The sequence below is a fragment of the Spiroplasma alleghenense genome (assembly GCF_003363775.1).
Lineage (GTDB): Bacteria > Bacillota_I > Bacilli_A > Mycoplasmatales > Mycoplasmataceae > Spiroplasma_B > Spiroplasma_B alleghenense.
The window spans coordinates 317,688-340,325 of record NZ_CP031376.1 but is presented as its reverse complement, the minus strand read 5'-3'; the positions used below and the strand labels follow the sequence as shown (position 1 = coordinate 340,325).

The 22,638-nt window shown below is 28.6% G+C and carries 25 protein-coding genes; 5 read left to right on the top strand and 20 right to left on the bottom strand.

Annotated elements, in window-relative coordinates:
- Window positions 1-389: 389 nt before the first annotated feature.
- From SALLE_RS05940 to SALLE_RS01530, 4 genes are all read left to right on the top strand, one after another.
- Window positions 390-533 (top strand): lipoprotein, encoded by a 144-nt coding sequence (locus SALLE_RS05940; protein ID WP_162807922.1) that lies wholly within the window; start codon window positions 390-392, stop codon window positions 531-533.
- A 61-nt stretch (window positions 534-594) separates the two neighbouring features.
- Complete coding sequence (locus SALLE_RS01540; protein ID WP_115557882.1) at window positions 595-1,287, top strand: hypothetical protein; 693 nt, start codon at window positions 595-597, stop codon at window positions 1,285-1,287.
- 724 nt (window positions 1,288-2,011) lie between these two features.
- On the top strand, window positions 2,012-2,287 hold the full coding sequence (locus tag SALLE_RS06130; RefSeq protein ID WP_115557881.1) for an IS3 family transposase: 276 nt from the start codon (window positions 2,012-2,014) through the stop codon (window positions 2,285-2,287).
- 74 nt (window positions 2,288-2,361) lie between these two features.
- Window positions 2,362-2,937, top strand: a complete 576-nt coding sequence (locus tag SALLE_RS01530) for a lipoprotein (RefSeq protein ID WP_115557880.1) — start codon at window positions 2,362-2,364, stop codon at window positions 2,935-2,937.
- 427 nt (window positions 2,938-3,364) lie between these two features.
- Here SALLE_RS01530 and SALLE_RS01525 read toward each other — a convergent pair whose 3' ends face one another.
- The 20 genes from SALLE_RS01525 to SALLE_RS01440 all read right to left on the bottom strand — a co-directional run bounded on the left by SALLE_RS01525 (window position 3,365) and on the right by SALLE_RS01440 (window position 21,237).
- Window positions 3,365-3,940, bottom strand: a complete 576-nt coding sequence (locus SALLE_RS01525) for a hypothetical protein (protein WP_115557879.1) — start codon at window positions 3,938-3,940, stop codon at window positions 3,365-3,367.
- Between the two features lie 3 nt (window positions 3,941-3,943).
- Window positions 3,944-4,168 carry a hypothetical protein gene (locus tag SALLE_RS01520; RefSeq protein WP_115557878.1) on the bottom strand — a complete coding sequence of 75 codons (225 nt, stop codon included), beginning with the start codon at window positions 4,166-4,168 and terminating at the stop codon, window positions 3,944-3,946.
- A 275-nt stretch (window positions 4,169-4,443) separates the two neighbouring features.
- Window positions 4,444-5,049, bottom strand: a complete 606-nt coding sequence (locus SALLE_RS01515) for a hypothetical protein (protein ID WP_115557877.1) — start codon at window positions 5,047-5,049, stop codon at window positions 4,444-4,446.
- 170 nt (window positions 5,050-5,219) lie between these two features.
- Window positions 5,220-7,172: a PTS fructose transporter subunit IIC gene (locus tag SALLE_RS01510; protein WP_484356118.1), complete on the bottom strand. Its 1,953-nt coding sequence runs from the start codon at window positions 7,170-7,172 to the stop codon at window positions 5,220-5,222.
- A gap of 31 nt (window positions 7,173-7,203) precedes the next feature.
- The gene (locus SALLE_RS06045) at window positions 7,204-7,719 is read right to left on the bottom strand and encodes a PTS sugar transporter subunit IIA (protein ID WP_218936933.1); all 516 of its coding nucleotides are present in this window, start codon (window positions 7,717-7,719) and stop codon (window positions 7,204-7,206) included.
- Between the two features lie 127 nt (window positions 7,720-7,846).
- Complete coding sequence (locus SALLE_RS01505) at window positions 7,847-8,653, bottom strand: MurR/RpiR family transcriptional regulator (protein ID WP_115557876.1); 807 nt, start codon at window positions 8,651-8,653, stop codon at window positions 7,847-7,849.
- A gap of 182 nt (window positions 8,654-8,835) precedes the next feature.
- Window positions 8,836-9,120, bottom strand: coding sequence for a hypothetical protein (locus SALLE_RS01500; RefSeq protein ID WP_245886018.1), 285 nt, complete (start codon window positions 9,118-9,120; stop codon window positions 8,836-8,838).
- 132 nt (window positions 9,121-9,252) lie between these two features.
- Window positions 9,253-10,602: a M17 family metallopeptidase gene (locus SALLE_RS01495; protein ID WP_115557875.1), complete on the bottom strand. Its 1,350-nt coding sequence runs from the start codon at window positions 10,600-10,602 to the stop codon at window positions 9,253-9,255.
- Between the two features lie 35 nt (window positions 10,603-10,637).
- Window positions 10,638-11,336, bottom strand: coding sequence for a GIY-YIG nuclease family protein (locus SALLE_RS01490; protein ID WP_115557874.1), 699 nt, complete (start codon window positions 11,334-11,336; stop codon window positions 10,638-10,640).
- Between the two features lie 8 nt (window positions 11,337-11,344).
- A complete protein-coding gene (locus tag SALLE_RS05985) occupies window positions 11,345-11,500 on the bottom strand; it encodes a hypothetical protein (protein ID WP_170126453.1) in 156 nt (51 codons plus the stop codon).
- Between the two features lie 134 nt (window positions 11,501-11,634).
- The gene (locus tag SALLE_RS01485; RefSeq protein ID WP_115557873.1) at window positions 11,635-12,462 is read right to left on the bottom strand and encodes a Cof-type HAD-IIB family hydrolase; all 828 of its coding nucleotides are present in this window, start codon (window positions 12,460-12,462) and stop codon (window positions 11,635-11,637) included.
- A gap of 9 nt (window positions 12,463-12,471) precedes the next feature.
- Window positions 12,472-12,777 carry a thioredoxin gene (gene trxA, locus SALLE_RS01480; RefSeq protein ID WP_218936932.1) on the bottom strand — a complete coding sequence of 102 codons (306 nt, stop codon included), beginning with the start codon at window positions 12,775-12,777 and terminating at the stop codon, window positions 12,472-12,474.
- Window positions 12,778-12,794: 17 nt separating this feature from the next.
- A complete protein-coding gene (locus SALLE_RS01475; protein WP_115557872.1) occupies window positions 12,795-13,625 on the bottom strand; it encodes a Cof-type HAD-IIB family hydrolase in 831 nt (276 codons plus the stop codon).
- Window positions 13,626-13,661: 36 nt separating this feature from the next.
- Window positions 13,662-14,168 (bottom strand): methylated-DNA--[protein]-cysteine S-methyltransferase, encoded by a 507-nt coding sequence (locus tag SALLE_RS01470; protein WP_115557871.1) that lies wholly within the window; start codon window positions 14,166-14,168, stop codon window positions 13,662-13,664.
- Window positions 14,162-14,605, bottom strand: a complete 444-nt coding sequence (locus tag SALLE_RS01465; RefSeq protein WP_115557870.1) for a protein-tyrosine phosphatase family protein — start codon at window positions 14,603-14,605, stop codon at window positions 14,162-14,164. The genes SALLE_RS01470 and SALLE_RS01465 overlap by 7 nt, the downstream gene beginning before the upstream one ends.
- 120 nt (window positions 14,606-14,725) lie before the next feature.
- Complete coding sequence (locus SALLE_RS01460; RefSeq protein ID WP_115557869.1) at window positions 14,726-15,529, bottom strand: Pr6Pr family membrane protein; 804 nt, start codon at window positions 15,527-15,529, stop codon at window positions 14,726-14,728.
- A 59-nt stretch (window positions 15,530-15,588) separates the two neighbouring features.
- On the bottom strand, window positions 15,589-16,605 hold the full coding sequence (locus tag SALLE_RS01455; protein ID WP_115557868.1) for a hypothetical protein: 1,017 nt from the start codon (window positions 16,603-16,605) through the stop codon (window positions 15,589-15,591).
- 85 nt (window positions 16,606-16,690) lie between these two features.
- Window positions 16,691-17,797 carry a mannitol dehydrogenase family protein gene (locus SALLE_RS01450; RefSeq protein ID WP_162807921.1) on the bottom strand — a complete coding sequence of 369 codons (1,107 nt, stop codon included), beginning with the start codon at window positions 17,795-17,797 and terminating at the stop codon, window positions 16,691-16,693.
- A 1-nt stretch (window position 17,798) separates the two neighbouring features.
- A complete protein-coding gene (locus SALLE_RS01445; protein ID WP_115557866.1) occupies window positions 17,799-19,694 on the bottom strand; it encodes a BglG family transcription antiterminator in 1,896 nt (631 codons plus the stop codon).
- A gap of 1 nt (window position 19,695) precedes the next feature.
- A complete protein-coding gene (locus SALLE_RS01440; RefSeq protein ID WP_115557865.1) occupies window positions 19,696-21,237 on the bottom strand; it encodes a PTS transporter subunit EIIC in 1,542 nt (513 codons plus the stop codon).
- Window positions 21,238-21,400: 163 nt separating this feature from the next.
- On the opposite strand from SALLE_RS01440, the gene SALLE_RS01435 reads away from it, so the two are divergent.
- Window positions 21,401-22,630 carry an AEC family transporter gene (locus SALLE_RS01435; RefSeq protein ID WP_115557864.1) on the top strand — a complete coding sequence of 410 codons (1,230 nt, stop codon included), beginning with the start codon at window positions 21,401-21,403 and terminating at the stop codon, window positions 22,628-22,630.
- The last annotated feature ends 8 nt before the right edge of the window (window positions 22,631-22,638 follow it).

Genomic DNA, 22,638 nt, shown 5'->3' with positions numbered 1-22,638 from the left:
GTTGAACCAAACCAGATAGTTCCCCTGAATTAAAAATTACATGTCTCCAACATTTCGAAATGTCATTTTTTTTTTTTTTTTACTGAAGCATCTTTTATCATGTCTTCAATCAATTGATTTTTTTCCTCTAAAGAATAAGTATTTCCCCTTATATTTATAGTAGTAGTGTTTATCTTGCTCAAATTTTTTATTAGCTTTTGTTAGAAAATAATCAACCACCTGAGATTGGTTTGAAAAATTTCTACCCTCAAAATTGTAATAAATACCACTACTATGAGCAATAAAGTTTTACCAAATCTATTGTCAAATTTTTTTGCTTTCTTTAATATAATATATTAATAAAAGGTGATATTATTGTTTATGTAATACAAATAAAAGAAGAAACAAAAATGAAAAAATTATTAGCTGTTTTGGGATCTATTTCACTACTGGCATCTTCAACAATTAGTGTTGTTGCTTGTGAAAGTCCTGGAAAAGAAGAGAAAGCGGAACTTAAGGAATTTAATAAGGAGAACGTTAAAAACTTTTTTTAAAGAAAATCATAAATTTAAATACGAAGGTGAATTTATTTTTATTGATGAGCCGAATCAGGAAATGGATGCTGAAATAGGAAGACAAGACATACTTCAATCAATTTTTATAAAAACAGTAATTAAAGAAATGTCCAAAACAATAGATACAAATACTGAAAATTTCTACAGTTTTAGGGCAGAAATTGATAAAAATGATTACGACACCAAAATTGAAAGAGGTCAGACATTAATTAGCAACAAATCTTATAATTTTAAATACAAAAATATTAAAATTATGGATGCAGAAAGTAATCAAGAGTATGAGGTTTCGGATTTGGAATTCGAATTCAAGCAAACCAATAAAGTAAGCGAAGACAAAGTTAAAAATAAGCAACTTGAAAATTTAACTAATTACTGATTAGGTAGAATAAATTCTAAAGATAAAAAAAACACAGATGCAGTTTTTGCAAGTAATGGCGCATTTGATAGTGTCGCAGCTATTTTAGAGTCGGGGGATATTGACTCAGCTAAGGTAGAAATTAAAAAAAGGATAGATAAATTATCAAATCCTTTAAAATTGGGATATTCGCATTCGCCAATTTATGAAGCATATAGATTTACCTCCGAAATAAAAGAAATTAAATTACTCCCTAATAAAACAGAAAATTTTATCTTTACCGAAATTACTGGAGAGGTAGCACTAGTTAGTACCAAAATGTTAATTTGCAATTTTCCGCGAACTAAGGATTTTATAAGTAAAAATGGAATTGCTTAAATTTTTAAAAAATATCAACTTTTTTGGGAAATACGGTTTCATAAAAAGATGATAAAAAAGTTAACCTAAAGGAAATATCATCAAATGCAATGAATCTCCTTTTTTTAATTAATACCTTAAATCTTGTAAATTATTTTTGGCAAGAGCAGAAGAGAGCCTAAAAAATGACATAAAAAGGTTTCAAAAAAAGTTTTAATTATTCTATACTTGATAGAATAATTTCATAGTTTATCAAGAGGATTTTTTTATGGCTAATTAAAAAGGTAATAAATCAAATATACTAAAAATTGAACAAAAAATTAACATAGTAAATGAGCGCTTTGAAAAAGGAGCATCTTTCAGAGAATTATCAAAAAAATATAATGCATCTTACTCTATGGTAAGAAAATCTTGAAAAAATTTAATGAGTTAGTTCGTGAGGGATTAATAATCGACTAAACCATTTGAGCCGACTCAAAAACCGTAAGGTTTCAAGAAGCAATATCTTGAATCCTGATAAGGTTTAAAATGCTAATTTAAATAAAAAACTTAAAGAGGCTGAAGCGAAAATTTTCATATTAAAAAAGTTACATGAACTGATGAAAAACCAAAAAAATAATTTGATATTTTAATCAAATTATTAAAGATTTAATAAATCAGTTCACAGTGAATTTGTAGATTTATTAAAATAATAGCGGCAAGCTACTATCGCTGAGTGAAGAGAAAAAAGCCATCTAGCTAATTTATTTTTGATGAAAATTTTGCAATTAATATTGAAAACATTTATAAATCAGAAAACGGAAATTACGGTTATCCAAGAATTTGCATCGTTTTAAATAATGCAGGAATTGTTTGTAGCAAAACAAAGGTTTATCGCTATATGAAATTATTGCTTTTACATTCGCTAATTAGAGTTAAAAAAATGGAGAGAAAATCGAAAGAAAAAAACACTAAATCAGGTGCCGTTAATATTGTTGAATATAATTATCTTTATGAACTCATAAATGCTAAAAAAATTTAGGATAATAGTGTATTGATATTAATTATATAAGTATATATAATTAATTTAGATTTTATAAATCAAAGGAGAAACAAATGAAAAAATTATTATCAATATTAGCTGCCGTTGGATTAACAGTATCTACTTCAAGTGCAGTTATTGCTTGTGGTACTGATCCAAAAGGTGTGGACAAGGAAATGACTGAGGAGATTTTGAAAGAAATTGGTGAAATTTATACTTTCAAAACGCCAGAAACTAGAGAAGAATGAATGAAATTAAGTAGTGATTATGCTTCAAAAGGATTTGAAAACGAGGTGAAAATTGCAAAAGATTTAGGCTTTGATACATCTGATGAGGATTACGAACCAGATTCAGTTGAAATGCAAAAAATTGCGGAACAGCCTGAGTATCAAATTTCCCTTGCTTATTATATTGTTGACACATACGCATTCGGAATGACAAAAATTAAGACATTCGAAAATGACGAGGAACAATTAGAAATAGCGATTGAAATGTTGAACGACTTTAAAAGCGAAACTTACAAAGAAGATTATAGTGAAGATGACGATAAAGAAGAATGAGTTACTTTTAAAGTAATTGAAAAAAATAGATTAAAAGCAACTGATTACCACGAAATTTTAACAAAAGAATTATTGTTAATAACAGATTAAAAAGACAAAAAGTTGTTTAAAAGCAACTTTTTTTATATTTGTATTTTTATATATTTTAAATAATAAAAATAATTTTAAAAGTATTTTAGAGAGTGTGCACCAAACTACAATAATTAATTAACTACACTAAAAAAACATTTTCTCTGGTATAGTCTTTATTTTTTTATAAATTTTAATATTGTTATAAATTCAGGTTACTTCTTTTATTTTATTTAGTAAATCCACTAAATTTTTGAAATGAATTTTGAAAAAGTAATGATGTTTAAAAGTTTTAAAAAAGACTCAATAATTACATTCTGATAAGAAGCATAGCCGGCAGTCATACTTAAAATGATATTATTTTTTAAACAATAATCTTTTAGTCAGTATGATCGAAATTAACTTCCACAATCTGTATGTATAATTATTCCTTTGTAGTTATTTTGACTTACCAAGTTACTCATATCAACTTTCAAAGATTTAAGATTCTGATAAAAGACCAATGCCTTGCTAATATCTTTCTTGAATAAACATCAATAAAACAAAATAAATACATTCTTACTTCATTTACCTTAAATTCGCTTAGATCTAAACAAACTATTTCAAATATTTTTCTTGTCTTAAAATCAACAAAACCTGAATCATCCTTTAGTAAATTTGGAGCAGTATTTACTGGTTTTACATTTTTATTAGTATGTTGTTTTCAATTATATTGTTTTTTGCGATTTAATGTCACTAGTTTCATTATTTTCATGGCCGAAAGAACCGTTCTTCTTCCGATTTTTAAGATGGACGCAATTAATCTATGACCCAGCAATTTATTTGTTCCATAAATTTTATATCAGTCATTGAAAATTACTTCATTCGCTAAATCATAACTCTCGTTCCGTTTAGTTTTATAAATATTTTTGTTTCCTTTTACTCAATTATTAAAACCGCTGTAGTTAACTTTAGAAATTTCACAAAGTCAAAGCAAATCAAATCCTTTATTTCTAAAAAAAATCAATGGTTTTAAATAATTCATAATTTAATCTTTGTTTTTTATATCCCTGAATTTTGTACGAGCACACTTTGCTACTACAATAGCTCTAGCCTCCAATTTCTTCAAACTTTTTCTCAAATAACTTACTTCTCTTTTTAAAATTTCTTTTTCAGTGCTCTCATCAGTTAATTTTACTTTATAACTTTCTAATTTTTGTCCTTTTGTTTCTGCTAATCCTAGAACCCTTTGAGATAAAAATTTTGATTTCATATATTAATAATTCTTCAATTTTTTGTAATTCCATATTTTTCTCCCAATTTTTTTGCTGGAATATTTGATTTTATAAAATATTCTACAATTGTTAATTTTTCTTCGAAAATAAATTGTTTTTTAATTTAAAAATGTCACCCTATGTAAACATTTTAATACATTAACTTAATAAAGCGTAAAATGTTTCATTTTGTGTGACCCTATCTAATAATTTATTAATTTTAAATATTTATTTAAAACAGCTATAATTGCAGCTGTTTTATTTTATATAAACTTTATTTTCTTAGAAATTTTGAATTTTTTTGATTGAATTGATCTCTTTGTTGTAAAAAAGTGAAAAAATAAATTCATCCTAAAATGGGCAATAACAAACAAACGTATCTTAAACGATTAAAGAATTCAGATTTGTTATTAGAATTTTTAAATTCTACAGCAGTTCAAATAAGGGCAGCAAAAAGTAAAATAAGAAGAATAAAACTTACAGAAGAAATAAAGATAAAAAACTCAGCATTTTTAGTAAAATCAGCAACAAGCATAAACACTAAAATATAAAAAGTGAACGAGTTTGAAAATATTAACACAATTCCTGTTATGGTAAATATTACAATTAAAAATATATCTTTTCTTATTTTAAAACTAAAAAAATTTAAAAAAATAACATCATGTATTTTATTCAACCACTTTCTACTGGGTTTTAAAAAATTTCTTAAAAAATAAATTAGAACTAATAGAATAAAAATTGTTAAGGTTACTGCAAAAGAAATCATCATTATGGTTTTTTCTTCCTCAACAATTGGTAAAAAGAATACTAAAGCTAAATCAAAAAATATTAAAGTTAATACTCAAGAAATTATTATTGCAGGTATTAAATTATTTTTCATCAAAAAGAATCCCTTCAATTCCTTTCTAATTATTTTGGAATGATTAAATTATAAGTCTAAATTTAAAATATGCAAGATTAACTACTAAATTTTTTTCAATTGTAAGGAATGACAGATAAAAAATAGCCACCCTAAAATTTGGTGGCCATTTTGCTTTTAAATTACTAACTTTAAACTAATTGATTATACTTTTCAACAAATTGTTTGCGAATATCAACTTGATAGTCGTTAATTTGCTTTTTAAAGTTTTCATTAATTTGTTCTTTTTGTGATACAAATTCATTTTTATAATTTTTGATTTCAAGTTTATTTGCTTGAGATTCATTTGAAGAAAATTGATTTTTTAGAGTAGCGAGTTGGGTTTTTTTATCAACCCCGACTGTATTAACAAAGTTTTTCACTTCACTATTTTTAGTTTTCATAAAAGTTGCCTCATCTTTTTTAACTAAGTTAAAAGCCATTTTAGCTTTTTCTTTTTTAACAAATGAGTCAGCCTTAGTTTCTTTAATAGAATTTTTTAAAGTTTCAACTTCTTGTTGAGTTTGGGTTTTGATTTTTTCAAAATCTAAATTTGAAAGTTTTGCCTCTTTGATATCTTGTTTAGAAGCTTTTTTCAAATTAAAGATTTTTTCTTTCAATTCCCCAACTTGTAATTTACATTCACTATTTAATTCTAAAATTCTAGCTACATGAGCTTCTTTTACTGAACCAGGTTTTCCCGCATCATATAGCAATCATGATGAATAAACCAGCACAGTTGTCGCTACCCCAGCAATAATTGCTAAGAAGAAAAATAGAGTTTGAATTCCATATGGAACCGCTCCAAGAATGGCTACAATTGGTCCTCCGTGAGCTGCTGCATTTGTTACCATTAAGGCTCCAGCAATTCCCCCCGCAACAGCGGATCCTAAAACATTTGATACAACCGCTCTTTTTGGATCACGAATTGCAAATGGAATAGCTCCTTCTGAAATTCCAATACATCCCATAATGATGGCAGCAACTCCCATGCTTCGAGTATCTTTATCAAAGAATTTTGGAACCACAATTGTGGTAATTCCCATTCCCAAAGGAGCTACTGGAATGGCTGCAGCAACCGCTCCCATTGGTTCATAGATTTTGGCTGTAACTAAGGCTGAACCAGTTACAAAAGCAATTTTATTAACAGGTCCCCCCATATCAAATCCAGCCATTGCTCCAAGTGCCATTCCTAGTCCAAACCCAGCAAAGGCTCCAAGTTTTGATTGATAAGCTTGGGAAAATCCTTTTGAGATTTGGTCCATTACTCATCCAATTGGTCCCCCAATCACATAAATAAATAGTAACCCAATTCCTAAACCAACAACAATTGGAATAAAGAATATTGGCATCGCTGCTTGTAAAGTTTTTGGCACCCTTCAAGTATTGATTCATTTAACCGCATATCCAGCCATTAGACCTGCCGCAATTGCTCCTAAAAATCCAGCTGGAGTTGCCACGGTTTCCATTCCTGGTAGTGGCATAAAGTTGGCTGGATTGTTTCCTAAAAATGCTCCAACCATAGCAGGAGCAATGGCAGCTCTTCCAGATATTGAGTTACCAATAAACCCTGCTAAAATCGGAATCATCATGGCAAAGGCAGCTGATCCAACCAAACTCATGGTATTTAAAATTCCCCATTTGTATTCCCCATTAGGTCCGTCAGTTCCCGCTGTTGGTCCTCAAATCGCTTTGGCAATTCCGATTGAAAAGGCCAAACAAATTCCTCCAAGTACGATTACAGGAATCATATAAGAAATTCCTGCCATAATATGAGACATTACCCCTTCACGTTCTTTTGCTGACTTAGTGGTGAAATTTGTTTTTCCTTCAATTTTAACTCCTAAATCAATAGCGTTTTTAACAGTTCCCAACGGATCTTTCATGGCTTTTGCCACTTTAGTTTGATAACATTTTTTACCAATAAATCGACTTTTATCAACGTTGGTATCAGTGGCAAAAATAACTAAATCTGCTTCTTGGATTTCTGCTGGTTTTAAAGGAGTTCCCACCCCTTTTGAACCCTGAGTTTCAACCCTAATGTCATAACCATGTTTTGGTAGTTCTTGTAAAAGTTTCTCTTCTGCTAGATAAGTGTGAGCGATTCCGGTAATACAAGCAGTAATAGCAACTATCTTAAGGCGCGGCTCTCTCTCTCTCTCTCTCTCTCTCTCTCTCTCTTACTTGTTTATCCTGTTTAATTGGTTCGGCTTTCAACAAATCCAATATGGCCTTCTTACTTTTCAAAGTATTCATTTTTTGTTTGAAATCACTATTTAATAGTTTCATTGCAATGTTACTTAAAATTGCTAAGTGTTCTTCACCACTAGGTCCTTGAGGAACTAGAAGAGCAATTATCACATTAGTAGATTTACCATCCATCGCATTTCAATCAATACCAGTTTTTAATCTTATCACAATTACTGCAGGATTTTTTACTTCTTTAATACGAGCATGAGGAATGGCGAAGCCATCTTCAAATCCAGTTGAGCCTTCATCTTCGCGAGCCATAAAACCCTTAATTAAAGCAGCTTTATCATTTGCGATTTGATGCTCATCTGCAACTTTTGCAATAAAATTAAAAACTTCGGCTTGTGAATTTAATTCTTGATCTAGAAATATATATTCACTTTTGAAAACATCTAATTTCATTTTTCTTTCCTTCTTTCCAATAAAATTATACTCTTTTATATTCCAATTTGGAATATAATTTCCAATATTTACAACATTATTCCGTATAAAAGGAAAAAATGGAAATAAGAAATTTCCATTTTTTGAACTATTTTTGTTGCCATTTTCAAGCATCTATAACATCACTGGTAATTACATCCATTGTTAAAAAATCCTTAAAAATCATTTCCCAAATTGCAAAAGCAGCAATTCTACTGGTGAAAGAAAATGAACGAAATTTAGCATCCCCAGACTGCACTTCAAAATTAAGGTTAGACTTATTTTTGATATTGGATTCAAAGGCACCAGTGAAGCTGATGACAGTAACCCCTTTTTCATAAGCTTTATCAATGATTCGGTTAGTTTCAAATTTATCCCCAGAATAAGAAACCATTATTACAACATCATCTTTTTTCATAAAATTAATATTAATTGATTGTTGATGTCAATCGGTGCCAATCATAATAAATTTACCAGTTTGGGATAGTTTATGTTCGATTTCATTTTTTAAGGCAATATTGCCCCCGATTGCTACAACTGAAATTTTTTCAGCTTTAAAAATTAGTTCAGCCGCTTGTTTTACTTTCTCTGGATCTAAGTGAGTTAAAGTGCTTTGTAAATCTGAAACAATTGCTTTAGTATTTTCTTCAAAATTATTACTATTGTATTTATCCTCAAAATAACGAGTAATTTCTTTATTTAAAGTGGCTACAAAATCTCGATACGATTCAATTTCTAAGGCATTTTTAATATATTTTGAAACCGTAGATTGATTACAGCCACTTTTCTCAGCTAACTGCACAATTGATAAATCAAATCTCTTAGTTTGGGTTATTTCTTCAATTATAGCTTTAGAGATTAAGGCATTGGATGTTTGAATTTCTTTACTATATTTATAGATTTGTTCTAAGACCATGTCGACCTCTCTTACTACATATTATTTTAAATTATTTAAGGCAGAATTTTAATTAAATTATACGATTTAACAAGATATTTATAAAAATAAATTTTCAAAATAAAATGCAACTCTTCTAAAAATAGATGATAGAAGGAAGTTACATTTAATTTATGAAATGTATTTCATTAAGCCAGAAAAAACTAAGCAGCTTCTTCTTGAAGGTTGTTACTTGAAGTAGTACTTTCTTCAACATATGCGCTTTCGCTGTTGATTAGAACAAGTATTCCAGCAATAAGTCCAAATAACGCTCCAAATAAAATTTCACAAATACCTAAAGCTGCGGCAGGTCTGTATTCATTTACTAATGCTTTAGTTTTCAATGTCATTGGTATTAATCAAATCAAAGGAATGATTAATCAACACATCGAAATACAAGCAAGAATCATCATAACGTAAGCGATATTCATAGAATTGTTTCTTTTCATGATATTTACCTCCTTGTCTACGTAATAATTTAATTTACATTTTTATTTTATACTATTACTTAGTATTAAACAATAAAATTAAACTTATAAATTAAATAAAAAACCCAACATTTATGTTGGGTTGTTATCTAATTATTTATTTAATAATTCAAAGATTGTTTTTATCATTACTCCAGTACCACGTTTACCATCATCTGCTGTTCCAGCGATATCTAAGTGCACAAATGGTTTTCCTTCTGCAAATGAGTCCAAGAAGGCTGCCGCTGTTGAACTTCCAGCATTTCTACCTGGCTCTGAGTTTGCTAAATCAGCTACTGGTGAACATTGCATTGCCTTTAAATGCTCTTCAATTAAAGGTTGTCTTCAAATTGGTTCATGACCTGCATGAGCAGCTTGCTCAACTTCTTTATATCATTCATCATTGGTTGAAAATACCCCAGTTTGTCATTTACCAAGAGCTATAACAATTGCCCCTGTTAAAGTTGCTGCATCAATAATTTTATCAACTTTAGCCTCACGAACTGCATAAGTAATTCCATCAGCTAATACAAGTCTTCCTTCAGCATCTGTATTTGTAATTTCCACTGTTTTACCATTCATACTTGTGATTACTGATTCAACTAGAGTAGCATGACCCCCGATTCTGTTATCTGTAAATAAACCAATTGCCATTACATTAGTTTTAGCTTGCGCTTTTGCTAAAGCCATTACTGAAGACAACATAATTGATGCCCCTGACATATCAAATTTCATTCCTTCCATGAAATTTGAAGGTTTTAATGAATATCCCCCTGAGTCAAAAGTAATTCCTTTTCCTACTAGACCGATTTTCTCTTTTTTAGGATCTCCAACGTATTCCAAAACAACAACTCTTGGTTCTACATAACTTCCTGCATTAACTGAAAGTAATAGTCCCATTTTTAGATCTTCAATTTGTTTTTTATTTAAAACAGTAACTTTAAGTCCTTTAATTTCTTTTGCTTTAGCAGCAATTTTGTCAGCAATTACAACACTTGTTGCAATATTTGGAGGAGTATCTTGTAAATCACGAGTGAAATTTACAAATTCCATTTTAATAGCAGTTTCTTCAAAACGCTTAGTTTTGTCAGCTTTGCAAATTAAATTAAAATTTAATTTTGGAGCTGGTTTTTCTTTGTAAGAAATCATAGTGTGGTTTTCGAACATTGCTGTTTCAACAACAGCATCAAAAATTGCATCACCTTTCTTATCATCAATTGCTAAAAAAGAATCAACATCAATGTTTAATTCTCTTTTATTACCTTTTAAGAAAGCGGCCAATGTTTTACTAATTTTTTTGTAAACACACCCTTTTACTTCATCAAAAACCAAGTAGATGGTTTTTTCTTCTGAAATTAAAGTACTTGCTCCATCTTCAGCGATTATTAAAGAGTTTTTAACAGCGCTTTTTTTAATAGCTTTTAAAGTTAGCTCAAACTGTTTTTTATCATTTAAAAATATCATTTTATCTCTCCTCTAAGTAATTATAATATAATTTACTAAAATATCTCGAATTTAACTCGGCATTCCTTATTTTTGCAACGGAATTGCACCACGGGAATAACCTCAAAATCTTGGATTTGGTAATTTAAACAACTTGACATACGACCGTGTCCGTTTATACAAGCGGCACGACTATTCAGATTTTTATTATTAGCATTTATTATGGGTGATTTAAAATTATAAATATAATACGCTTCTGAGATTAAGCGATTATTCAAATCTGGCTCATCAGCTATTTTTACGAATCTAACTTTTCGGTAGTCAAGATTTTGCTCTTTATATAATTTTTTTAATTTGCTGTATAGTCGCTTACGTTTTTGAGATGTTTTTGGATCTATTTCGCGTAAGTGACTTTTCCAACGAGTTCATATTTGTTTTGATTCTCCAACGTAGGTTAAAACCACATTATCTTTTTTGTCCTTTAAATAAATTAAATATACTCCAGCTCCTAAATCAACATTTTTTTTGCTTTCTTTAATTTCTTTAAAAGAAACAGATTTTAAATTTTCTTCAATCTTTGAGATTAATTGATTTTGAAATTCTTGAGCATATTTGTTTGTTGCCTCATTATTTCTTAATTTAGCCAGTCTTAGAAGTCTATATCTAGTATATGTATTAAAAAGAGATTTTCTTTGCTCTTCATTAGTATCTTTAAAATTAATTTTTAGATTTTCTAATACTTTTTCAATATTCATTGTTAAAACTATCTATGTCTTTGACAAACAAAAACTTCATCTTCCACACTACCTGCTAAATTTTGTTGCATTTTTGCAAACAAGACTCCTGCTGCTCCTGCTGGTTTTTTATCTTTTTGTTGCTCAGCAACACATTTAAAGCATTTTGAATTGTATTCTTTCATATAAATCTCCTTTTTTCTATTATACCTTGATTTAGACAAGTTATTAATAAAAAACGATAACTTTATTACAAGTTATTTTACAAAAAAATCCACTAATTCACAAAAGTGAAAAGTGGATTTTGCTATTACTTTAATTATTGGTTTTCTTCCAAAAGTTCATTAATCTTAACAGCTACACCATGTTTTTTATGGTGTAAAGTCACATCATTTGCCTCAGCCTTGATTTTTTCAGGAGCATTATCCATGGCAACACCCAATCCAGCTCACTGGATTGATTTTAAGTCATTTTCTCCATCTCCAAAATAAACAATTTCTGATGGCTTAATTTTCATTTCCGTTGCAATTTGTTTAAGTGCTGTTGATTTATCAACTGTATGTGGGTTAACTTCTAAATTTGTAGTTCCTTTTGTTACATAACTTCAAGCATAAGTTTCAAATTTTTTCTTTGTCATTTCAGCTCTAAAATTGTTGATATTTTCATTTTTACCATAACAAATAAATTTCATCACTAAAATAGGTTCTTTTACCTTATCAAATAAGGCAATTTTTCTTTTACTTACCCTTTTTAAGAATCATATAAATAAACCTGTTTTTTTATTTACATAAGCTAGATTATCATCTTCACAATAAGCAAACAAAATAACTTTATTTTTTTTAGCTAATTCAAAGATTTCTGATGCATCTTTTGGTTCAAAGGGGTGCTTAAAAGTAACTTCAGGAATTTGATTTTCATCTCAATAATGAATCATCCCTCCATTTAAAGATACAATTGGGCTTTTATCCATATGTGAATCAATTTGTTCTGCAACTTTTTTAATTTTATTTATGTTTCTACCAGTGGCAATAACAACACAAATTCCTTTTTCTTTAGCTTTTCTTATGGCAGCAATATTTTCTTTTGAAACCTTACTTTTCTTATACGCAAGTGTTCCATCTATATCAACAACGATCATTTTTATCATATTCAGTACCTATTTAATTAAATCTAGAATTTTATTTTTTGGAATAAAACCAGTTACTCTTTCTTTCATTACCCCATTTTCAAATAGAATTAATGTTGGGATTGACATAACTTCATAGTTTTTTGCTATATCAACTAAATCATCCACATCCACTTTGGCAATAACAGTATCCTCTTGTTCTTTTGAGATTTCCTCTAAAATTGGTGCTATCATTTTACATGGCCCACATCAATCAGCGTAAAAGTCCACAAGCACTTTTTTTTCAGCTATTAATTTGTTAAATTCATCCATTGATTTTATCTGTATTTTTGACATAATATTTCTCCTTTATCTTATTTATTAATAATTTTGTTTTTAATGTAATGAGCAACTCCATCTTCATTGTTATTTAGAGTTACATCGTTTGAAATTTCAATTAATTGAGGAATTGCATTTTGCATTGCAACACCCACATTAACTTTATCAAACATTTCAAAATCATTAAAACTGTCTCCAAAAGCATAAGAAGTTGATTTATTTTTATCAAATCCTAAATACTCACAAATTTTTTTAACTGCTAAACCTTTATTTACACCTTTGTTAATTATTTCAAATATTCTTGAAGTGTATTTTTTTATATCAACACCCTCAAGTTTTTGAATATAATTGTTATAAAATTCCTCAGCTTTCTCTTCAGTTGAATCTTTTTCCAAAATAATTGTTAAATGGGTGATAGGTTTATCAATCTCTTCAACTGACTTAATAATATTATAATCCATTTTCATCAATTCGCTTCAATATTTCGAATTTTCCCCTTGACCATAAACATAAACTGCGTCATCAGCAAAGTAATGAACTTTAATTTTACCTATTTTTCCATAAGTTTCTTTAAAAATAGTTTCAATAATTTTTCGGTCAATAAAACTCTCAAAAATCCACTTTTTTGTTCCAAAATCATAAATTTTAGCACCGTTTGCACCGGCGATGATACCGTTGTATTTATCCAGCTGCAAGATTTCTCCTTGCTTTAAAATATCAACAGCGCTTCTAGCTGTAATTGGACAAAAATAAATACCACTTTTATACAAATCAATAACTATATCTTTTGTTGTCTTAGAAAATAAATGATCATCACCTAGTGCGGTTGAATCTAAATCGCTAAAAATAATAATATCTTTTCTCATTTTTTTCACCTACTTATTTTATTAATATATCACAAACTAGGTATTAGTACCATTCTCAATTTTTTGTAAATAGATTTTAAAACCCGGACCACTTTTATAATTGACTTTTCTTGATTTAGCAACTATTCGATGACATGGAATTAAAATTAAAATGGGATTGGCTCCAAGAGCACTACCAATTGCTCTTGCTGATTTTGGTTTTTTAATTTTCTCCCCCAGTTCCTGATAAGAAATATTTACTCCTCAAGGGATTGAAAAAGTTGTTCTTCACACTTTAATTTGAAAGTCAGTGCCAAAAAGATAAAAATCTTCAAAATTCAGTTTAGTTTTGTTGTTAAAGTAATTACTCATTGTTGATTTACCCAAATCAATTAAATTCTCATCTTCAAATAAATCTAAATTATGTTTTTTAGCAAAATAATTAAAATCATCAATAGCATCTTCGCCAGTATTTAAATAAGCAATTTTACCATCAATTGTGGCAATCAAATAACTATGGTCTTTGTATTTAAAATTATTTCAATGTATAACTTTTTTTAGCATAATTTATCATAAGGAAAATTATTTATTAAAAATATTTGCCATCCTGGATTTGGCGAAAATGGTGGGTACAATTTTTGAAATGCTTTTTGAGCAGATTTAAAATCATTTTTTGGTAAAAGACCATTTCGAACTAAGTAAATAAAAACGATTGAAGCGCTACGATTAATACCCCAAATACAGTGAATATAAACTTCTTTATTAGGAACATTTTCTTCTAGTAATTTGACTGCTTTTAGTACCAAAGATGAGTCAAGAGTGTTATTGGCAGGATAGTCCTCGAAGTTAAAGTAGTACCCTCCTTGATTATTGTTGAAAAAATTATTCCCATCACTAACAATTTCTTGGTACATTTCTTGAGCACAAGAGACAACAACCTCGCTTGTAATTGGGGCTGAATATCTGTCACCCAAATATAGATTATCTGTTATTTTTTTCATAAAAACCTCCTTAAAAATTAGGTTAAAGTAATTATACCTAAAAAGGGGGAAATAATCATATTTGCTTCCTTATAAATTCAAAAGAAAAACCAGTTTTAAAAAACTGGTTTTTCCCAATATCTATTTTTTAGCTACAACGGCTTTTTTAGATTCTTTTTTGATAATCTTTTTTGGTTCTGATTCTTCAATAACTTCAATACTATTTCACTTTTTGTAGTATTCTTTTTCAATCATTTTATTACTTGCAAAGTTATAAAGCATTGAAAACCCTACTAACATTCCTGAAATAGAAATGAAGGCCATGATAAATCAAACAACTCCAAGTCCTGAGTGAACATTTAAGAAGAAATATGGGTATTCCATTCCTTTGAAGTAATCTCCAGAATTAATTCTTAATTCTCCTCTTAACATTGCAAATACACAATAACCTAGAGTTCCTGCTCAAATTCAAACAAATTTAGTTAAGAATTCTTTTTTAACTCCAACTTTTTGTTTTCCATCCATTAGGAAAACTAAGTAGCAAACCATTACAATTGGGTTAATCATATGATCAAAAATAGTAATAGCTTGATCTGATGCTGAACTTGGTCATCCTTCAACTGGAATTAGCACAAAGTTATAAACAATAAAAGTTACTGAAATATAACAAGAAATAGCTAAAGCAAAGTTTTGTGATTGATACTTGTTTTTGTTTTCCCATTTATGGAAAACTCCTGAAAATATTAGTCAAGTCAAGACTAAAATATTTGATAAAAATGTATAAGTTGTTATGAATTCTTCGGTGTAGAGTTGGTAGTTACCATGATATTGGTTAGTAATCATTTCAGTATTTAACATCCCTGAAATGTAACCTCAAAGTAAGATACAAATTCCATTAATTCCGAAAACCAGTTTATAACAAATTTTAAAAATTTTATGATTCATGTTTTTCTCCTTTTTACATACAATTGATTATAAAGGTATTTTTAAGGAAAAACAATTTTTTATTTTATTGCTTCATCAATGAAAAGTTTCATTATATAAGTGTTTTCTGAGCGATCATCTTGGTTAACAAGAATTTTACCCAAAGCTAAATTTGTAATAAATAGGTAGTATTTAAGGGCTCTTAAATCTAAATCACCAATAAAATTATTATCAATCATTATTTTTAAAATATTGCTTAAATCAACATATAATTCAAATCGGCGTAGCTTTCCCAAAGAATTAGCAAAATTCAAAAGCGCTTTTTGATGGGTTTTAGGATCTGAATTGATTATTACTGTTAATTCATCGATGATAGAGTTATTTAAATCAAAAAAGTTAATGTATTCGATTAGTTTATACTCATGATCACGGTAAAATTGAGCCAAAGTTTTTACATATTCTTTTGAAATATAAATCACCAACAATGAATCGATTGTTGGAATTACAATTTCAATCACTGATTTGGTACCCTCTTCATCAAAGGTCATATTTGCTAGAACTAAAATTTGAATAATAAAAATAAAATAAATATAAAAACAACTGTACAGCATTCTTCTTAAATTGGGAAACTTTTTATGATCAATTTTATCCATTAAATCAAGAAAAATTAAATCATAGACCTTATTTCCTCTAAATTCGTTATAAGCAATATTCTCCATTTTGCAATATTTTTTAGTTCAATAGTCAGAAATAAATGATTCATTAATACGGTAGTTAGCAATTGTAATATTTCCGATTCGCAATAATATCAAAACTGTCATAGTTAGGGAAATAAACAAAAATACGTAATCGTTTTTAATAATTTTTGAAAGACTTTCTGATTTAACAAAATAAAGAATTCCGATTGTTAAGACAAAAAGTGAACTGATTGATAAAAAAATGAATTCTCAAATCGGTTTCTTCATTCTCTTGCCAAAAACCAATGATTTATGATCTTTAAATAACTTTTGGTCCTTTTTTTCAGGAAAGTATTTATTTAAAAATTTTTCATAAACTACGTCATTAGTTAAAGTGTTATTTTTATTTTTTTTACCCATAAATACCTCTTTTTATTATTTTACACTAAATAAAAGGTTTTCAAAAATTTGAAAACCTTTTAATTTTTACAATTTCAATTTTAGTTTAAACTAATTTTTTAACCAAATCATTAGTTATTCCTTTAATAACTTCACAAATTAATAAAGGTTCAGGAAGTTTTTGATTTAATTCAACTAATTGAACAGCTTCTTTATCTTTGGGGTTAGCGTAATTTAAAGCATTTTTGAAAGTTTTTTTAATGTAATTACAAGTCAAATCTTTTTCAATCGCAAATAGCAAGGGATTTAAAATTCGCTCATTAATTTGTAATTTTTGAATTGGATTACGACACACTCGCTCTAACTCATCATCTAGATAAGGGTTTGTAAAGCGTTCAATAATTTTTTTTGCATAGTTTTTTAAATCTGTCTTTTCAAAATTATATTTTAAACTAATAATTTCAACTAGCTCATTTAAATAACCTTGAACAAATTCCATAGTATCATCTTGGGCTAAAGATTCGCGAACAAAAGAAATTTTAAATTTATCAACTTGTCAGCGATATCACCCAATTGCAGCATGAGCCCCATTTAATAAACAAATTTTTTTATTTATTTCTCCTTCGATATTATTAGAGTATTCCAGTGAAGTTATTTTTTCAACTTCTTTAGGCCACTGATCTAAATTTACTACTCAAGAATAATACTTTTCTACTTCAACATCTAAATTTTTAAAAACAGCATTGGGAACAATTCTGTCCACAACACAATCAACAAAATTAATGTCTTGCATTTTTACTCCCTGTTCTAAAATCATATCTTTAAAAAAAGTTGAAACTCGATTACCATTTTCACAACACATTATTACAAGCGGAGTTGTTCTTTGTGAAATTATTTTTAAGATTTGAGGTAGTATATATTTTAAATTATTTTGACCTATTGAAATAGTTAAAATTGAATAATCATCAAAATTTAGTTTAGATGTATCATCAAAAATACTTGTCCCAGTAATGGCTTTAATATTTTTAATTTCAATTTTACTAATTTGATTGCCCTTTTCAATCACTTGATATTTTTTTTCTTGATTGATTTGTTGAACTAATTTTTCATTAACATCAACAAAAACAATTTCCTCAATTTTTTTGTCTTGAAATAGAATGGGAGCAATAAAACCTCTACCAATATTTCCAGCTCCAAAATGTATCGCTTTCATATTATTCTCCAATTCTAAATTCATTGAATAGTAGATCAATTGTTGGATTTTTTAACAATTCATCAACTTTTTCAATCTCACTAAATTTATCAGCAATATTAGCCAATATTTCTAAATGTAAATTATTATTTGAAGCAATTCCCACTATAAAATTGACAGGTTCAGCAAAATTAACTGGCTCTTTGTAATGTAAAATTACAATCCCAGATTTGATAATCATATTTTGACTCCCATCTTCTCCATGAGGAATGGCAATTTTGTTGCCAATGTAAGTTGTGATTTTTGCTTCACGATTTAACATTGATTTGATATATTCAGGTTTTACATAACCTAATTCAACTAATTTTTCACCAGCACGAATAATTGCTTCGGTTTTTGACTCTGATGGTAAATTAATTAAAATATTTTCTTTTTTAAGAATACTTTGCATTTCAATATAACTCTTTTCTATTTTATGTTGATAAAAAATTTCATTTAATTTTTTGTGAATGATAACTTTATTTTCTACGCTAAATATTACCGGCAAGTGCAGCGTGTTTTTATTTTTGGTATTCGTAATCTCAATTGAAGAAATCACTAAATCATATTCATTTAAAATTTTATTATTAATAAACGCAAAGGGCAGGGCTTCAATTTCTGCGTTTTTATAAATTGTTTTTAAATGAGTTGCCAACATTTTGCTTTGACCCATTCCCCCAATACAAACAGTAAGAATTTTCATTGGCAGTTTATATAATTGGGTATCTAGTCAAACCACTATATAAATAAATATTCCGTAAGTAATTTGTTCTTGAATATTATCTTCTTCAAAATATTTATTAATTATTTGGTTCAAACAATTTCACAAATGTTTATATTGATCAATATAATTTTGAATTCCTGAGACATAATTTTTTATTTGTAAATCATATTTATCATTAGTGCCATTCAGACTATTTTGCAAATGAGAATACATACTTAAATAAATCTCTTTGTCCAGGTTCATATCATTGTCTAATAGTTTTTTTGTTAGTTTTTGAATTTCGTTTATGCAGTTTTTAATTTCCACATTTTTTTCAAACTTAATATTATTTTGATTAAATCTTTCAATCAAATGATTTTCATCACGAAGAATAATTATTTTTTTAATAATTGTTTTTAAACTAAAGTTTTTATCTGAGTTATAATCATCGTAAAGCTCTTGGTTTTCAGTAGAATTTAATCAAATTGTAATTAACATTGCCAATAAGATGGTGTCAATTTCATTTCACTCAATTCCCTCATCTTTGATTAAATGAATTAGATTTAAGTAAATTGCATTAAAATTATTGATTTGGTAATTCTTCTTCAAAATTTTATAAACATAACTATTGAAAAAAACTTTAACATCTTGAGCTTTTATAAAGCTAACAGTTTGACGTGATAAAAAATGCATAAAAATTAAGTCAATAAAAATTGCATATCTTTGGTACTCAAAATTTAAATTGATTTTAAATCCAGTTTTTAAATCAGATTCAATTTTAATATCATAATTAATTAAAATACCATCCAAATCTTTGAAATCATTTTTGATTTGCGTGACTGGAACTTCTAAGTCCGTCGCTAAATCCGAGATAGTAATTTTTTCATCAGTTTTTAAAAAGTGATTAAAAATATAAATTAATCTTTCATATTTTGTAAAAACTTCTTTATCACTATCAAATTTTTTTCAAATTAATGAAGTATCTCCCACTAGTGTCAATAATCCTTCATTATTTTCAACAATCAGATTGTAATTTTTTAAAAAAACATTAACGCTAACAATTGCCCGTAAAATAGTTTTTTCTGAAGTCATAAATTTTTGACTAAGTTGGGAAACTAAAATTGTCTTATAGTTCAATAATAAGTAAATGATTTGTTCATTGCGATCTGAGTTCATTTTATTTTAGAACCTTTTCTTTATCAATTGATTCCTCAAGTTCACCAACCACAACTTTATAAAAATTGTTATCCAAAAAGTTGGAAATACTGCGGTGCTGAGCATTAGGACATTTTTTCACTGCCAACGGGGTCAAGGCACTTTGAGTAATAACAAACTCACTATTATCTGGTAGCTCTTTAATTGGATAGTTTTTAACTTCAATATCTAAATTAGCGGCCTTCAAGTGCTTGCGTAATAATCCCGCTCCCATTGCACTAGAACCCATTCCTGCTTCACAGGCAAAAATTATTAGTTTTGGTGTTTTTGTAACTTCCTTAACTTTTAGAACAGAAGATTTTTTCCCTTTAAGTTCAATAGTTTTTTTAGTAGCTAAATCAAGTTCTTCTTGACCTTGTTTTGCATATTTTTTACGATTTATCATAAAGATTAAGGTAGCTATTCCAAATGAAGCTCCACTACTTGCTAAAATACCCACTGCTAATCATAAGTAATTCATTGCTGATGATTGAGCAAAGACAAAGATAGCAATAATAGATCCCGGACTGGCTGGAGAAATTAATCCTACATTGAAGATTTGGAAAACCACATTTCCTGCAATTCCCCCAGTTATCAAGGCTAAAATCATTTCAAAACGCATTAATACAAATGGGAAGTAGACTTCATGAATTCCTCCGAATAAATGAATTACACTAGCCCCGGTGGCATTACCACGAGATTTTTTATCAAATAAGATAATTGCCATTAGCATTCCAAATCCAGGACCGGGATTAGCTTCTAGTAAAAACAACACACTTTTTCCTTGTTCAGTTGCCATTTGTGTTCCAATTGGAGTTAAAACTCCATGGTTAATAGCGTTATTTAAAAACAATACTTTGGCTGGTTCAATAATAATTGCTGCTAAAAATATCAACGAATTATTGATTAAAAATTCGACAGCTTTAAAAAATGCTCATGAAATTGAATTAAAAACATAAGGCATTCCATAAAATGCTCCAATACACAGAATTGCTCCAATAATTCCTAAGCTAAAATTGTTAACTAGCATTTCAAACCCTTGTTTAATACGATTTTCAACAAGCTTATCAAATCCTTTTAAGATTCCTGCCGCCAGTGGTCCAACAGACATTGCTGCTAGGAATTGTGGGGACGGAGTCGATCCTTCTAGAAACCCTGGATTTACTTGATTTCCAGCAATTACTCCAAATACCACTAAGGTTGCAATCATCCCCCCACGAGTTCCGTGGACGATTTTTCCTGCATTAAAAGCAATTAGAGTTGGTAATAGATAAGTTACCATATTGGCAACAACATAATCATTTATTACAGCCACTGGTGTTCATCCTGTTGGGATGAAAAAGGCTGTTAATAAACCTCAAGCAATCATAATACCAATCATTGGCATTATCATTGAACTTAATCAACCACCAAACTTTTGAATTCGACGCACAACGGTTTGCTTAGCAAAATTTCGTTTTCAAAAAAGTTTGTGGCGTTCTTTTGAACTTAATTGACTATCAAGTTCTTTTATAACTTCTTTCATAGTTTTCACCTCATATTGAGTTTAATATCTATGATTAAAAACATATAAACATTCGGAAATTTTTTGTCTTTTTAACAGACAAAAAATAGAAAAAATAGAAAAATATTTGACCTTTTTTGGGTAAATTAATAATGACTAGCGATAAAAGCTAGGTGGAGGTTTTATGATTTTATACTCAAACCCAGTTACCGAAGCGATTGAGAAGACGTTATTTGATTGGCCGCTTTGATCAGCCATTATAGCGACAATCTCGGTAATTTCTTTAGGGTTTTTTCTAACAGTTAAAGGAATAATTAATAAGGATTGAGATCAAGCATTTATTAGATTTGTTATGTTATTGGGTTTACCATCACTTGTACTAAAAAGTTTTTTAACTGATATTGATTTTGATCGATTTATTTCTGAATTATCAGTTATTATCTTAGGATTTATTTTCTACTTAATAATGACCATCATTTCAAGAATTTTCTTTTTGAAATATAATCGCGATATTCAAGATACCTTAGCGATGTGTGTTGCTTTAGGGTCAACAGCTTACTTTGGATTACCATTAATTCGTGAATTATTTGGTAAACAAGGAGAATTAACTGCCAATAATTTCAATATTTCTTATTGAGTATTCCTGTGTTCGGTTGGTTTCTTAATTATGAGCAAGGATAATACGATCATCACCCAAGCGGGTTTACTTACTAAAAGTGATTTAAAAATTAAAAAAGAAACTTTAACAAAAATTGAAATGCAAGAATTGCAAGTTGAACAAAAAGCATTAAAAAAACAAATTCGCAAAGACGGCTTGGTTGAAGCTCGCAAAATGCGAAATGCTAACTTGAAAAAGATTTTTTCTAATCCTGTTTTAATTGCCACAATTGCTGGATTCACTATTTGGGCCACTCAATTGATTCCTGGAATTCAATTTGTTTCATATAATGGAGTTGATAAATTCTCTCCATTTAGAGTTGACTTATTATTTCCCCCAATTTCAAATATTCTAACTGCACTTTCAGCAGTTTGTACACCACTAGCTTGAATTGCCATTGGAATGAAAATGGCTAAGGGAAATATTAAACAAGCCCTAAAAGATAAAAATGTTTGATATGGAACTTTTATTCGTATTATTGTGGTACCAATTATTGCTTTATTATTAACATTAGTTGTTGCAGGTATTGGACAAGCTTCGGGAGCCTGAGCTATTGATGGAATGCAATTATCTGTTATTTTAATATTAGCTGCAACTCCTCCAGCAAATGTAATTGTGGTTTATGCGATAAACTTCAATAAGGAACCTGAATTAGCTTGTAATCTAACTTCAATTTCTACAATCGCTGCTATTATTACAATGCCTATTTGAACTGTAATTGGTAGTGTTTTAGGAACAACTCAGTTATTTACTTAATCTTTATG